The following is a 15,529-nucleotide window of genomic DNA, read 5'->3' as shown; positions in this document are numbered from 1 at the left end:
GTGCCGAGCTCGGGGGTTGTGTCGGATTCCGCAATCTGACTAACTAAACCGGTCTAGCTATGCCAGGGACTATGCTCCCGCCTAAACTTGGATGTCAAGAGAGGAGTCGGGTTCTGTGGGCAGACCGACGATCGCCGACATCGCCCGCCAGGCCGGTGTCTCCAAGGGCGCGGTGTCCTTCGCGCTCAACGGCCGGCCGGGCGTCAGCGAGGCGACCAGGGCCCGGATCCTGCGGGTCGCCGAGGAGATGAACTGGCGCCCGCACAGCGCCGCGCGGGCCCTCGGCGGAGCCAGGTCCGACGCCGTCGGCCTGGTGATCGCCCGGCCGGCCCGCACCATCGGCGTCGAGCCGTTCTTCAGCCAACTGCTGTCCGGGCTCCAGGCGGTGCTCTCGGCCAGCTCGATCGCGCTGCACCTGATGGTGGTCGAGGACACCGCCGCCGAGATCGAGGTCTACCGGGGCTGGGCCTCCGAGCACCGGGTCGACGGCTTCATCGTGGTCGACCTCCAGGTCAGGGACCCGAGGCTGCCGGTGCTGGACGAACTCGGGCTGCCCGCCGTGGTGCTGGGCGGGCCCGGCAAGGGCGGCAACCAGCTGCGGATCTGGGCCGACGACCGGGAGGCGATGCTCTCGATCGTCGACTACCTGGCCGCGATCGGCCACCGGCGGATCGCCCACCTCGCCGGGCTGCCGCACTTCCAGCACACCCAGCGGCGGATCCGCGCGCTGCGCGACGCCTCGCGCCGGCTCGGGCTGGAGGAGGCGGTGTCGGTGCCCACCGACTTCAGCGACGCCGAGGGCGCGGCCGCCACCCGGACGCTGCTGTCCCGGGCCGGGCGGCCCACCGCGATCGTCTACGACAGCGACGTGATGGCCGTCGCCGGGCTCGGCGTGGCCGGGGAGATGGGGGTCGCGGTGCCCGGCGAGCTGTCCATCGTCTCCTTCGACGACTCGGTGCTCGCCCGGATCGTGCACCCGCCGCTGACCGCGCTCAGCCGGGACACCTTCGCGCTCGGCGAGCAGGTCGCGCGCAGCCTGCTGGAGGCGCTGGACGGGGCCGGGGCGGGGCGGGACCTCCAGATGCCCACGCCGCGGCTGACCGTCCGGGAGTCCACCTCGCCGCCCGGCGCGCCCGGGACTTCCCCCTCCGGAGTGGTTGTCGCGCGCATCGTTGACAGCGGTTCTGAACCGGTTTAGCCTCGCAGCGCCGAGCGGCAGCCGCTCGGTCCGCTCCGCCGCACCCCGTCCGGCCCCCGCTGCCCGTCCCGCTCCCCGCGCCGCCGCTCCGGTGCGCCGGGGGCCCGGCGGCGGCGCGACCCCCACCCGATCCACCACCGGCACCACACGCTCCAGCACCGGCACGCCCGCATGCAGTCGGGCCCCCGTCCGCGACGGCGGGCCCGCCCCCACCCTCCTCCGCTCGATCGGAGCCACCGCATGTCACGACGCCTCCCCCTGCTGCTCAGCGCCGTCCTCGCGACGGCCGCCCTGACCGCCACCCCCGCCGCCTGGGCCGACCCGGCACCGGCCGCGCTGCCGGGCGCCGGGCCGGCCGCGGCACCCGCCGCCACCGCCGGCCAGGGCAGCCAGCCCTTCGCCTCGTACTGGTACCCCAACAGCATCCTGAACTGGGACCCGGCCACCGACCCGGACGCCCGCTTCAACCGCTCCCGCGTCCCGCTCCAGCCGCGCACCAGCGATCCGGCGCTGCGGGCCAACCCCAACGCCCGGACCGGCGAAGGGAAGATCGCCTCGCTGGTCTCCTTCGGCCCCACCTCCAACAACCCCTCGCAGGGCTCCGCCGACCCCAACTACTACGCCTTCGGCTACTGGCAGTACGTCGACAAGCTGGTGTTCTGGGGCGGCTCGGCCGGCGAGGGCCTGATCCTCGCCCCCAACCCGACCGTGATCGACGCCGCCCACCGCAACGGCGTCAAGGTGTACGGCACGGTCTTCTTCCCGCCCGGCGCGTACGGCGGACAGCTCCAGTGGGTGCGCGACTTCGTCCAGAAGTCCGGCAGCCGCTACCCCGTCGCCGACAAGCTCGTCCAGGCCGCGCAGTACTACGGCTTCGACGGCTGGTTCATCAACCAGGAGACCGGCGGCGGCGATTCGGCCCTGGCGGGCGAGCTGCGCAACCTGATGCAGTACACCAAGGCGCAGAGCGGCACCGAGTTCATGTGGTACGACGCGATGACCACCTCCGGCGGGGTGAACTGGCAGAACGCCCTCACCTCCGCCAACTCGCCCTTCCTGCAGGATGGTTCGAAGCGCACCTCGGACTCGATGTTCCTGAACTTCGACTGGTCGGCGAGCGGCCTCAACTCCTCCCGGGCGCTGGCCCGGCAGCTCGGCCGCAGCGAGTACGACCTCTACTCCGGTATCGACACCGAGGCCAACGGCTACAACACCGGCGTGAACTGGTCCGCCCTCTTCCCGTCCGGGCAGCCGCACACCACCTCGCTCGGCCTCTACCGCCCCGAGTGGACCTGGAAGTCCGCCACCGACCGCGCCGACTTCTACGCCAAGGACGCCCGCTACTGGGTCGGCGCCAACAACGACCCGTCCCGGACCGACCTCTCGGCGAGCTGGCCCGGCCTGGCCGGCTACGTCGCCGAATCCTCGCCGATCACCGCCAAGCCGTTCGTCACCACCTTCGACACCGGGCAGGGCGACTTCTACAACGCGGCCGGCACCCGGGTCGCCACCGGCGGCTGGAACAACCTCTCGCTCCAGGACGTCCCGCCCACCTACCGCTGGATGGTCGACTCGACCGGCAGCAAGCTCACCCCGTCGGTCGACTTCGGCGACGCCTACCAGGGCGGTTCCTCCCTGCGGTTGAGCGGAAAGCTCGACGCCGCCAACACCGTACGGCTGTACCAGACCAAGCTGCCCGTCGCCGCGAACACCAGGCTGGACCTGGTGGTCAAGACCCCGGCCGCCGGGTCCACGAAGCTCAAGGCCGCGGTGTCGTTCACGGACTCCCCGAGCAGCTTCACCACGGTCGACGTCGGCGCCAACACCGGCACCGGCTGGGAGCGGCACATCCTCGACCTCTCCCCGTACGCGGGCCGCACCATCGCCCAGATCGCCCTGCGGGTCGAGGGGAGCGACCCCTCGTACGACCTCCGGGTCGGCCAACTCGCGGTCTACGACGGCTCGGTGGAGACACCGGCGGCACCGGCCGGACTCACCGTGCTCGGCGCGAGCGACGTGACCGCCGGCTCCAGCCAGTCGCTGCGGCTGTCCTGGACGGCGGCGCCCGGCGGCAACGTGCACCACTACGAGGTGTACCGCCGCAACGCGGACGGCAGCCGCAGCTTCCTCGGCGCCACGCCCAACGACGCGTACTTCGTCGGGCGGCTCGACCGGGCGGGCGGCGAGAACGCCACCACGCTGGACGTCGAGGCGGTGTCCACCACCTACGGGCGCTCCACCGCCGCGTCCACGACGGTCGGTTGGAACGGCACCCCGCCGACCTCCACCAACCTGGCGCTCAACCGCCCGGCCACCGCCTCCGGCCAGTGCAACGCCAACGAGGGCCCGGCCAAGGCCGTCAACGGCAGCGTCAGCGGCGGGACCGGCGACAAGTGGTGCGCGCTGACCTCCGCCAAGTGGCTGGAGGTGGACCTCGGTTCGGCGAAGCAGCTGTCGAAGTTCGTGGTCAAGCACGCGGCGGCGGGCGGCGAGAGCGCCTCGTTCAACACCCGCGACTTCACCATCCAGGTCCGCTCGGGCGCCAACGACCCCTGGACGACCGTCGCCGACGTCACCGGCAACACGGCCAGCACCACCACCCACCCGGTGGACACCGCCGCCCGCTACGTCCGGCTGGTCGTCAACACGCCGACCCAGAACGGTGATCCGGCCGCCCGCGTCTACGAGTTCGAGGCCTGGGGCGCGTAGCCCCGCTGTCCCGCGCTGTCCCGCTGTCCCGCGCTGTCCCGCTGTCCCGTGCGCCCCGCGCCGCCCTGTTCGAGGAAAGGAAGCACCCCCGTGCCGGTCACCATCACCGCCGTCGAGAGCACCGATCTGTTCGTCGGCCCCGAGGACGCCCCGCGCCAAGTGCTGCGGGTCACGCTGGAGGGCCCGGCCGCCCGGATCACCGTCAGCGGCCCGGGCGTCCGCGGCGAGGCGACCGGCACGGGCCTGGTCGAGGTCCCGCTGGAGATCAGCGGGGCCTCGACCGGCGACCGACTCCCGGTCACCGTCCGGGCCTCCGACGCCACCGCCGAATCCGTGTCGGACGCCACCGCCGAATCCGTGGTCGAGGTCGCCGAGCCCGGCTGGACGATGTTCCTGGTCTCGCACTTCCACTACGACCCGGTCTGGTGGAACACCCAGGCCGCCTACACCTCCCCGTGGGAACTGCTCTCCGCCGACGCCACCACCCGGCCGCTGTGGGAGCGCAACGGCTTCGCCCTCGTCGACGCGCACCTGGACCTCGCCCTGCGGGACCCGGTGTACAAGTTCGTGCTCGCCGAAGTCGACTACCTGAAGCCGTACTTCGACCAGCACCCGGAGCGCCGCGAGACCCTGCGGCAGCTGCTGGAACGCGGCCAGGTCGAGCTCGTCGGCGGCACCTACAACGAGCCGAACACCAACCTCACCGGAGCCGAGACCACCATCCGCAACATCGTCTACGGCATCGGCTACCAGCGCGACATCCTCGGCGGCGACCCCCGGACCGCCTGGCAGCTCGACGTGTTCGGGCACGACCCGCAGTTCCCCGGCCACCTCGCCGCGGCCGGCCTCACCGGCAGCGCCTGGGCGCGCGGCCCCTTCCACCAGTGGGGCCCGATCCAGAAGAACTTCCGCGAGGCCAAGGACGACGCCCGGGTGATGCAGTTCCCGAGCGAGTTCGAGTGGATCGCCCCCGGCGGGGACGGCGTGCTCACCCACTACATGCCGCACCACTACTCGGCCGGCTGGTGGATGGACTCCTCCCCGGACCTCGCCACCGCCGAACAGGCCGTCTACGAGCTGTACCGCAAGCTCAAGCCCGTGGGCGCGACGAAGAACCTGCTGCTGCCGGTGGGCACGGACTACACCCCGCCGAACAAGTGGGTCACCGAGATCCACCGCTCCTGGGCCGCCAAGTACCTCTGGCCCCGGTTCGTCTGCGCCACCCCCCGCGACTTCCTCGACGCCGTCCGCGCCGAGCTGGCGGCCACCGGCCGGCGGCCCAGCCCGCAGACCCGCGACATGAACCCGGTGTACACCGGCAAGGACGTCTCGTACATCGACACCAAGCAGGCCCAACGGGCCGGCGAGGTCGCGGCCGTGGACGCCGAGAAGCTCGCCACGCTCGCCTCCGTGCACGGCCTCGGCCGCTACCCGGCCGCGGCGCTCGACAAGGTCTGGCGCCAACTCGCCTACGGCGCCCACCACGACGCGATCACCGGCTCCGAGTCCGACCAGGTGTACCTGGACCTGCTCGGCGGCTGGCGGGAGGCGTACGACCTGGCCTCCGGCGTCCGGGACGCGGCGCTGGACGCGCTGACCGCGCGGATCTCCACGGCGGGCGCGGGGCAGGCCGTCGTGGTCGCCAACACGCTCTCCTTCGACCGGACCGACCTCGTCACCGTCGAACTCCCCTCCGACGCAACCTCGGTGAGGGTGCTGGACGACACCGGCTCGCCCGTGCCCAGCGCCGTCGACCGGGGCACCCTGCGCTTCCTCGCCGCCGATGTGCCCGCGCTCGGCTGGCGCACCTGGCGACTGGTGGAGGGGGAGGCGGAGCAGCCGTGGACGCCGGCCCCGGGCCTGACGATCGGCAACGGCCGGTACCGGGTGACCGCCGACCCGGTGCGCGGCGGCGGCCTCTGCTCGGTTCAGGACCTCCTGCGCGACCGGGAGTTGATCCAGGACGGCCGGATCGGCAACGAGCTGCGCGTGTACGAGGAGTACCCGCAGCACCCCGACTTCGGCGAGGGCCCCTGGCACCTGGTGCCCAGCGGACCGGTGACCGGCTCCGGGGGAGCCGACGCCGCCGTCCGCCGGGAGACCGGGCCGCTCGGCGAGCGCCTGGTGATCGACGGCACCGTCGACGGCGTCCGGTACGAGCAGACCGTCACCCTGTGGCGCGGCCTCGACCGGGTGGACTGCCGCACCCGGGTGGTGGACTACTCCGGCGCCGACCGGCTGTTGCGGCTGCGCTTCCCGGTGGACGTCCCCGGCGGCCTGCCGGTCAGCGAGGTCGCGGGCGCGGTCGTCGGACGCGGCTTCGCGATGCCGGACGTGGACTCGGCGGAGGCGCCGTGGACCCTGGACAACCCGGCCAACACCTGGTTCGGCCTCGGCGCCACCGCGCGGGCCGAACTGACCGACAGCACGGGGATGGTGACCGGCTCGCGCGCCCTCGGCGTGGCCGAGGTCGTCGTCCCCACCCTGGACGACGCCGCCGACGCCCGCCCTCTGGTGGTCGCGCTGGCACGGGTCGGGGTCACCGCCACCACCTCGGGCGCCGACTGGGCGCGGTACGGCTGGCTGGACGTGGACTCCAACCTGCCGGACTTCCGCATCGTGGTCGGCTCGCCGGACCTCAACCCGGTGGCATGGGAGTTGATCGACCTGGCGGGCGAGGAGTACGCGGCCGCCCTGAAGACGCACGGCGCGGTCTGGGTACCGGCGGCGACCCCGCTCACCGAGGTCTGGCGCCCGGACGCCGACCTGCGCGACCTGCGCGCACTGCCGGCACTGATCGTCTCCGACCCCTCCGCCCTGGTCGACGACCTGGCCGACGCCCGGATCACCGCCGTCTGCCCGTCCGCCGTCCAGGACCAACTCGCCGACCACACCGTGGCCTTGCTGAGCTTCGGCCTGCCCGGCTTCGCCGTCGACACCACCGGCGCGCTGCACCTGTCGCTGATGCGCTCCTGCACCGGCTGGCCCTCCGGCGTCTGGATCGACCCGCCCCGGCGCACCCTGCCCGACGGCGCATCCTTCCAACTCCAGCACTGGACACACGAGTTCAGCTACGCACTGGTCGGAGGCGACGGCGACTGGCGGGATCAGACACTGCCCGCCCAGGGCCAGGAGTTCAACCACCCGCTGTACGCCCGGATCGCCCCCGCCCAGGAGGGACCGCTGCCGGCCACCCTCTCCTGGCTGCGGGTCGAACCCCAGCGCGAGGTGCTGCTCGGCACCCTCAAGCCGACCGGCAACCCGATCGCGCACGGCTCGGCCGCGCCGCTCGGCAGCGAACTCACCGTCCGGCTGGTCGAGTCGACCGGCCTCGGCCGGACGGCGAAGCTCAGCGGCGCCCTCGGCCTGGACGACGTACGGGCCGCCGACCTGCTGGAACGCCCGCGCCCCGCCGACGGCCCCGCCCTCGACCTCGCCGGCTCGCAGATCGCCACCCTGCTCGCCTCCCCGGCCGTCACGGCCCCGGTGGGTGAGACGGACCTCGGTCCGGTGGCGGAGACGGCCCAGCCCGTCCACGCCCGCTACTGGCTGCACAACCGGGGCCCGGCACCACTCGGTTACCTGCCGGTGTCCGTCGGCGCCTCGCCCGGACTGCTGCGGACGGCGGGGGAGCCGGTGACGCTCTCGGTCGCCCTCTCCTCCCAGCTGCGGGACGCGGCCGTCGAGGGCACAGCCGTCGTACTCCCGCCCGAGGGCTGGACCACGAGCCTCGGCAGCCGCCCGTACCGGCTCGCACCCGACGGCCACCTGCGCTTCCCGGTGACCCTCACCCCGCCAGCCGACGCCGAGCCCGGGCTGCACTTCGCCGCTGTCCGGATCGAGCACGACGGCCAGCAGATCGAGGACGTGGTGACCATCGCCGTCGGCGACCTGCCCGACCTGCTGCCCGTCCCCGGCGACACCCCCGAGGACTGGACGATCGCCCAGGGCACCAAGGCCACCAGCGGCCGCGACACCGGCCTGGACGTCGAGGTCTCCACCGAGACCCTGCACGTCGTCCCCGGCAGCCGTACCGCCCTCTCCCTCACCCTCACCAACCGCACCCGCGGCGAGATCCGGGGCGAGCTGCAACTCGTCTCTCCCTGGGGCACCTGGGACGTCATCGCCGACCCCGTCCGCGGCTTCACCGTCCCGGCCGGCAGCTCGTCGGTGGTCGAATTCGCCGTCTCCGTCGCCGAATCCACCGACCCGGGCTCGTACTGGGCCCTGGCGAAGGTCATGTGGTTCGGCCGCTGCCAGTACGCCCCGACCGTCGCCCTGGTGGTGGAAGCATGACCCTCGGCCTCCTCGACGGTCGCCCCCTCCCACGTGCGGCCCTCGACCACCGCCTCGCCGCCCTCCGGAACGGCCCGCGCGCCACCGCCCTGCCACAACCAGGCAGTTCGGAGGACCGCCAGCTGACCCGCTGGGTCGCGCAGGTCTTGTTGACCGAAGCCCTCTGCGAGGCAGTCGCCGCCGAACGCGACCTGCCCGTGGTTCCTGATGGCCCCGCCCACCTCGACCAACAGGCCGCCGTCGAACTCGGCTCCATCACGGCGGCTGCCTACGAGGGCAACGCCGCCGTCCGCGCCGTCTACGACGCCGTTACGGCCGACATTGACCCCTCACCCGAGGGCATCGCCCACTACCGCACCCTGACCGCCCGCCCGGCGGCCGAGAGTTGGCACCTCGCTCTCCCTGACGGCGAGTTGGAAGCCGACCCCACCACCCTCCCCGCCGCCCTAGCCGAGGCCCTCCGCACAGCCCCACCCGGCGCATGGGTCACCGCCGGCCCCTGGACGGCAGCCCTCCTCGCCACCCACACCACTCCGGAAGGCGACGACCCCACCCCCACCCTCCGCGCCGCCGCCCGCCGAGCAGCATTCGTCCGCTGGCTCGACCACGAACGCGCCCAACGCCTCACCCTGGTCGAGGGATTGGAACACCCAGGCGACCCGGCCCAACCCGACAACCACCACCGCCACTGAGGTGCACGGACGCGCCCGCCGCGCTCGTCCACCGAGCGCGGCGGGCTGGATCCAATCGAGCCGATGAGTCGATCCGCCGGACGTCGCCGATACGGCGACGTCCGGCGGCCTGAACTTCGCCATCACCTCGTGGCGTTCGCGCGTTTGGCGAGCTTCACCAGCTCCGACGGGGCGATTCGGCCTGCGATGACGACGAGTTCATGAACGGCCTCCCGGGCTGCCCTTACCTGAGATCTCCTCCAGGAACGTGACGTCGAAGGAGGCGAGGTACTGGGCGCGTTCGTCCAGAAAGGCCTGGACATGCGGCTGTCGTTCGTGCTCCTCGAAAGCCTCGCGGTCCGCATACAGCTCGTAGAAGACGCGGACGGTGGGCTCCTCAGGTACGGCGTGGTTGACGTACACGAGAGTGCCGGGCTCCTTGGCGCGGATGCCCTCAAGTGCCTTCTCTGCCAACCGGTCGAAGGCACGAGCGGCTTCCGCGCTGTGGGCGACGAAGCGCACGACAAGACCGAATCCCATGGTGACGACTCCACTTCCGATGCTGGTCGAGGCTCGCATGACTGGGCGAGGTTCTGCGGGTAACAGATTCCCTTGACCTGGGGCTGGCATCCAGTAGCGGGTGTGGGCAAGGTCGGATGGTTCGACGTCCTGGAGGTCGTACGACTACTTCCTCTATGGCGGCAGCGGCCCGGCCCGGGATGACCGGGCCGGGCAGTACCTCAGTCGTCCTCCTCGGTGCCGGGGAACGGGACGGCCCACGGTTCCGCATCCAGTTCGACGCCGTTGGCGAGGTAGGCGATGGTGCGGTACCAGCCCGTGAGGACGAGGAGTTCCAGGAACTGGGCGTCGTCGTAGTGCGGGCGTAGGGCCTCCCAGGCGGCTGGCGAGAGGTGGGCGGTGTCGTGTAGCTCGTCGACGGCGGCGAGCAGGGCCGACTGCCGGGGGGACCAGGCGGCGCCGGCCGCCTCCGGATCGTCGGCGGCGGTCGCCCGGAGCTGTTCGGGGGTGAGTCCGGCCTGCGGGGCGAGGGTGGGGCCGCCCGGTGATGGCCGCGCTCGACCTGCTGGGCCGGCGCTGGACGCTGCGCATCCTGTGGGAGCTGAGCCAGGCCCCGGCGGGCTTCCGTGATCTCCAGCGCCGGTGCGAGCGGATGTCCTCCAGCGTGCTCAGCACCCGTATCGCCGAGCTGACCGAGGCCGGGCTGCTCGCCCCGCACGACGACGCCTACCGGCTCACGCCGCTCGGCGCCGACCTCGTCACCGCCCTCGGCCCGCTCACTGCCTGGAGCCACCGGTGGGCCGCCGAAACGGAGCCGCCCGGCGGTCGGCTCGGGTGAGCCGACCGCCGGGCGGTCCGGGGGCGTGGTCGTGCGGTCAGACGGTGGCGGCCTGCTCAGCGGCCTGCTCGGCAGGCTGCTCGTCGGTGCCGGAGGTGTTCTCCCGGGGGGTCGGGAGCACGGCCATGATCACGCCGGAGATCACGATGGTCGCCGCCCAGGCGAGCCCGTACTTGCCGACGAAGGTTCCGGAGAGCGGGCCGGCGAACCAGTCGCACTTGGTGAAGGCGAGCCCGGCCAGCAGCGCGAGCACCCAGGAGACCATCGCCTGCCAGCAGAAGCCGCCCGTGTACCAGTAGCGGCTCTTCCTGCTGGTGTCCATGAGCGCGGCGGCGTCGTAGCGCACCGCGCGCGAGCGGCGCCGGTACATGTCCACCGCGTAGACGCCGATCCAGGCCGAGAAGGAGACGGCGAGCAGGATCAGGAAGGTGATGAACGAGCCCAGGAAGCTCTTGGCGACCAGCATCAGCAGCAGGCCGCCGACCAGCGAGATCACGGCGTTGATGCTGACGGCCATGGCGCGCGGCAGCTTCACGCCCATGGTCTGCGCGGTGAAGCCGGCCGAGTACATGGAGAGGCTGTTGATCAGCAGCATGCCCACGATCGCGGTCAGCAGGTAGGGCACGGCCAGCCAGGTCGGCAGCAGGTCGCCGAGGAAGGAGACCGGGTCCGCGGCCTCGGCCAGGCCGGGCGAGGCCACCGCCATCACGGCGCCCATCAGCACCATCGGCACCATGACCAGGCCGGCGCCGGAGACCGTCACGCCGACGATCTTCCGGCCGGAGGCGGCGTGCGGCAGGTAGCGGGCGAAGTCCGGGCCGGTGGGGACCCAGCTGATGCCGCCGGCCGCGATGGTGCCGATCCCGGCGATCATCATCGCGGTGGTGCCCGCGGGCTTGGAGAAGACCTCGCTCCAGTTCATGGTCGCGACCAGGTAGCCCAGCACGAGCACGCTGAAGACCCCGAAGAGGTACGTCGACCAGGTGTTGCAGACGTTCAGCGCCTTCCGGCCCATTCCGGAGACCAGGAAGGTGCAGGCGACGAAGGCGAAGAGCGTGATCACGATCAGCGCGGTGTTGCTCTTGACGCCGAAGACCAGGTCGAGGACGGTCAGCACGGCGTAGGCGCCGGTGACGGCGTTGATCGTCTCCCAGCCGAACCGGGCGATCCAGAGGATCGCGCCGGGGAAGAGGTTGCCGCGTACCCCGAAGGTGGCCCGGGAGAGGGTCGCGCCCGGGGCTCCGCCCCACTTCCCGGAGACCGACAGCACGCCGACCATGCCGAACGAGATGAGGGCGGCGCACGCGGCGACGACCAGGACCTGCCAGAAGTTCAAGTGGTTGAACACCACCAGGGCCGCACCCATGGTGAGGAGCAGGACGCTGATGTTCGCCGCGACCCAGGTCGGGAAGAGCTCGCGGACTCTGCCCCGGCGCTCGTGGTCGGGGACAGGCTCAATGCCGCGGGTCTCGATCGCGCCGTCGTTGGCGTCGGTGGACGGATTGTCCATGAGGGTGGCTCCGTGCGTGTGAAGCGGGAGGTAAATCGGTCAAATAAGATATTTGTGGAACTCTTCGCGCGTAGCGGGAGTCGAATCATCCTACTTTGTTCTGGACGCAGAGCGGTTGGCGCCGATGGTCCGGGAGGCGGCGGCCGGCGCACCCGCCTCCCGCTCCCGGACCGCCGGGCACGTTCGTACAACCGGTCCACCCGGAAAACCCTGCGACCGCGGGGGCGGCCGGCCTGTTGAATGGCCCGCATGTCCAGTGCACCGCACAGCCCGGCCGAAGCCGTCGACCACCTCCTCGCCGAGCTCGCCCCGCTCGCCCACCCCGCCCGGATGCGGCGCCTCGCCGCCTGGACGAAGGAACGGGCAGCGGAGGGACCGAACGAGGGCGACGGACGGGAGCGGTTCGGCCCGCTGCTGTCGGAACTCGACAAGCGCGGCGCCTACGGCCGAGGGCTGGCCGGAGTCGCCGCCACGATCGCCGGGGACGGCGCCTTCGTCGCCGCGCGGCTCACCGATCCCGACCCGGCGGTCAGCCGCCAGGCCCTGAAGGCCGCACTCCACCTGCCGGTCGCGGACGAGCTGCTGGCCGCGGCGATGGCCGACGCGCCCGCCGTCCTGCGCCACCGGCTCACCACCTTGATCGTCGCCCGCGGGCGCACCGCGCTGGCGGAGCGGCTGCTGCTCCCCGTCCGGCAGGCGTGGGGGGACGCGGCGGCGGCCCGGCTGCTGCCGGGCTGCGGGCCCGAGACCGTCGCCCGGTACCTGCCCGGGCTGTTCCTCGCCGTGACGCGCTGGAGCGTCCTGGCCCGCCGCCACCCCGACCTGCTGCTGGACGAGGTGGCCCGCCAGCTCGCCGAACTGCCCGAGCCGGCCCGCCCCGCCTGGTGGCAGCGCAACGCGGACGTCCTGGCGGCCGCCGCCGGGCACCGACCGGAGCGGGTGCTGGACCTGCTGGAACGCCACTGCCCCACGTGGTTGCCGCAGCCGGTGCAGGGGTGCCTGGGCCGGTTGCTGACCGCCGCGCCCGGCCGGACCATCCGGTTGATCACGCCGCCCGAACGCGCGGCCACCGCGTCGATCTCCCGCAGCGCGCTGACCCGGGTCGCCCGGTTCGACCCGCCCGAGCTGCCGGACCTCGGCCGGGCCTGGAGCACCGCCCCGATCTGGCTCGCCCGGCTGCTGCGCGCCCTGCCGCCGTCCCGGCGCGAGGCGTTCTACGACCTCGTCACCGCGGACCGGGACCTCAGCCGCAGCGAGCTGTCCGGGGCCGTGCTCGACGCGCTGCCCCGCCGACGGGCGCAGGCCGAGGCCCGGCGGATGGCCGCGCAGGCCGCCGAGCGCGGCGCCGCGTGGTCGGTCGTGCTGGCCCACGTCGCCCACCTGCCGGTGGCCGAGGCCCGGCCGCGGCTGCTCGCCGCCACCCGGCGGCCGGCCGCGGAGGACCGGGCGCTGGCCTACCCGCTGCTGGTCCGCAACGCGGCCCGGTCGGGCGAGCCGGCCGCCGTCGGCGAACTCCTCGACGACCTGCTGCGGCTGCGCAACGAGCAGGATCCGGTCCGCTCCCCGGCCCTGGTCGCGCTGGCCGAGGTCCCGCCCGCGCTCTTCCGGGGGGAGGCGGCGGCCGCCGCCCTCGGCCGGATCGTCACCGACGCCGTCGAGGCCCGGGACACCTCCTGGCAGACCCGCGGAGCGCTCTCGCAACTCGCCCTCGCCGTCCTGCGGGAGCACGCGGTGAGCGGTGAACAGCCGCTGCTGGGCTGGGCCCTGGCCGCCCTGCGGCAGCTCTCCGGGATGCTCGGCAGCGTTCCGCTGGGCCGACTGGACACCGTGCTCCGGCGCGGACAGGAGGCACAGGTCTTCGAGGCGCTGCGCCCGTGGCTGGCGGCCGGCGCGGACCGGGTCGACCACACGCTGACCTTCGCCCTGGCCGGAGCCCTGGGCCGGCGTGCCCACCACCTGCCCGAACTGCAGGAACTCCTCTGGGAGGCCATCCAGTTCGGCGACAACGCTACCTTCATCCAGGCCGTCCGGTACTGGCTCGCGGACCCGGCCACCCGCGGCGAGCGGGTGGCCCGGGTGCTGGAACTGGAACCGTCGGCCGCCGTCCTGCCGCCGGTGCTCCGGGTACTGGCCCGCGGGCGCACCGACCTGTTGGACACCGTCCTCGCCGACACCCCGCCGTACGGGCGCTTCCTGGCGGCGGGGACGCACTGGCTGCCGCCGGTCGACGGCATCGAGGGCTGGACACCCGGACAACAGGCCGCCGCCGCACGCCTGTTGGCGGAGGCCGCGGCCGACGCCTCGCTGCCCCGGCAGGTACGGGCCGGACACCTGTGCACCGTGGTGGCGGTCCCCGAGCGCGGCTTCGCCACCGTCCGGCCGTACGTCGACTCCCCGGACACCGTGCTCGCCGAGGCCGCGCTCGGAGCCCTGATCTGGACCGACCGGCCCGCTGAGGCACTGCCCCTGCTGCTCGCCCAGGCCGGGAACGACCGGGCACGGGTCGCGCTGTACGCGGCCGGGCGGGCCGCCGGGTTCGTCGCGCCGTCGCGACTGGCGGGCATGCTGCGGGCGGTGCTGCTGCCGGCGGCGGACGGGGCCGCGGAAGCCGGTGGCGGGGCGGCCGGCGGCGGGGCGGCCGGCGGCGGTGGGGCGAAGGTCACCAGCCGGAAGGAGCTGGTGCGGCTGGCCGCCCGGCTGCTGCCGGTGGACACCGCAGGCGCACTCCTCGCCGAGGCCCACGACCTGCCCGGCCAGCACCGCGACGTCCGGGCTGCGGTCGTGGCCGCCACCGTCGACCTGCTCCCCGCACCCGCGGCCTGGCGGCTGCTCGAAGACGCCGCGACGGGCGCCCCCGTGGCCCGGTCCGCCGTGCTGCGCACCCGGCCGCTGGACCTGCCGACCACCGACCGCCCCCGCTACGCCGCGCTGGTGGCCCGGGTGGCGAGCGGCGACGACCCGCACACCGCCCAGGTCGCGCTCGACCTGCTGGCCGCCTGGTCGCCCTGGTACCCCGAAGCGGAGGAGCTGCTGCTGGCGGGCACCGTCGACCTCGCCAACCGCTCCTCCTGGCGGGCCGCCGCAGCCGGCCTGGCGGCTCTCGCCGTCGGCGGCACGGGCCGCCGGCTGACCGAGGCGCTGGCGCAGCTGCTGGCGAGCGAGGCGTCGGCCGCGGGAGCCCCGGAGCGGGAGGACGGGGACGTGGACGGGGACGGTGGCAGCGGCGGACTGGACGCGGCCGCCGACCGGGACCGGCCGGCCCGGCAGCGGATCGACCACCTGGTCGCCCGGCTCGCCGCCGGCGTGGCCGACCACCCGTCGGCGGAGGGCCTGAAGGCGGTCGGCGAGGCAGCCGAACTCCTCTCCACCGAACCTGACTTCATACCCAAGGCCGTCCAACTCCTGACCGCCACCCTGGAGTTCGACACCACCCAGGACCATCTCCTCGCCGAGCTGGACCGGTTGGCCGCCCTGCACAGTGACCGCCCGGTGCTGGCCGCCCGCACGGCCGAGGCCCTGCGGAGCCGGCTCAACACGCCTCGCCGCCCGGGCGACCCGGCGGTCCTGCACACCGTGACCGAACGGCTCGCAGCCCACGGCGGCCACACCCAAGGCCTGTTCGCGGTCGGTCTCGCCCATGCCCTGGGTCCGCGCACCGGCTGGCGCTCGCAGTGGCGAGCACTGCTCCGCACCCTGCGCCGCCACCCGCAGCCGGATGTCCGGGAGGCGGCCCTGGCGGTACGGACGGCGATGGAGTAGGAGAGCGGGGGAGCGGGGCCGGTAGGGGC

At 73.5% G+C, this 15,529-nt stretch carries 8 protein-coding genes; 6 read left to right on the top strand and 2 right to left on the bottom strand.

The annotated features are described in order from the left end of the window. The first annotated feature begins 115 nt into the window (after positions 1–115). The 4 genes from ACFY4B_RS29260 to ACFY4B_RS29245 all read left to right on the top strand — a co-directional run bounded on the left by ACFY4B_RS29260 (position 116) and on the right by ACFY4B_RS29245 (position 8,895). Entirely contained in the window at positions 116–1,198 is a 1,083-nt protein-coding gene (locus tag ACFY4B_RS29260; RefSeq protein WP_082345973.1) for a LacI family DNA-binding transcriptional regulator, read from the top strand. A gap of 240 nt (positions 1,199–1,438) precedes the next feature. Further along, positions 1,439–3,907, top strand: coding sequence for a discoidin domain-containing protein (locus ACFY4B_RS29255; protein WP_387972875.1), 2,469 nt, complete (start codon positions 1,439–1,441; stop codon positions 3,905–3,907). Positions 3,908–3,997: 90 nt separating this feature from the next. Then, positions 3,998–8,203, top strand: coding sequence for an NEW3 domain-containing protein (locus ACFY4B_RS29250; RefSeq protein ID WP_387972872.1), 4,206 nt, complete (start codon positions 3,998–4,000; stop codon positions 8,201–8,203). Beyond that, on the top strand, positions 8,200–8,895 hold the full coding sequence (locus ACFY4B_RS29245) for a hypothetical protein (RefSeq protein WP_387972869.1): 696 nt from the start codon (positions 8,200–8,202) through the stop codon (positions 8,893–8,895). Before ACFY4B_RS29250 ends, ACFY4B_RS29245 begins: the two co-directional genes overlap by 4 nt. Positions 8,896–9,093: 198 nt before the next feature. Here the strand turns inward: ACFY4B_RS29245 and ACFY4B_RS29240 are convergent, their stop codons facing one another. After that, a complete protein-coding gene (locus tag ACFY4B_RS29240) occupies positions 9,094–9,414 on the bottom strand; it encodes a putative quinol monooxygenase (RefSeq protein WP_387972866.1) in 321 nt (106 codons plus the stop codon). A 526-nt stretch (positions 9,415–9,940) separates the two neighbouring features. Between ACFY4B_RS29240 and ACFY4B_RS29235 the strand changes: the two genes are divergently transcribed. After that, on the top strand, positions 9,941–10,231 hold the full coding sequence (locus ACFY4B_RS29235) for a winged helix-turn-helix transcriptional regulator (protein ID WP_387972863.1): 291 nt from the start codon (positions 9,941–9,943) through the stop codon (positions 10,229–10,231). Between the two features lie 37 nt (positions 10,232–10,268). Here ACFY4B_RS29235 and ACFY4B_RS29230 read toward each other — a convergent pair whose 3' ends face one another. Beyond that, a complete protein-coding gene (locus ACFY4B_RS29230; RefSeq protein WP_074005266.1) occupies positions 10,269–11,741 on the bottom strand; it encodes a cytosine permease in 1,473 nt (490 codons plus the stop codon). 249 nt (positions 11,742–11,990) lie between these two features. Here ACFY4B_RS29230 and ACFY4B_RS29225 point away from each other — a divergent pair, with 249 nt between their 5' ends. Further along, on the top strand, positions 11,991–15,500 hold the full coding sequence (locus ACFY4B_RS29225) for a hypothetical protein (RefSeq protein ID WP_387972860.1): 3,510 nt from the start codon (positions 11,991–11,993) through the stop codon (positions 15,498–15,500). Positions 15,501–15,529: the final 29 nt, after the last annotated feature.

This window comes from Kitasatospora sp. NPDC001261, from assembly GCF_042896795.1.
Taxonomy (GTDB): Bacteria; Actinomycetota; Actinomycetes; order Streptomycetales; family Streptomycetaceae; genus Kitasatospora.
This window is presented reverse-complemented; position numbering and strand designations above follow the sequence as displayed.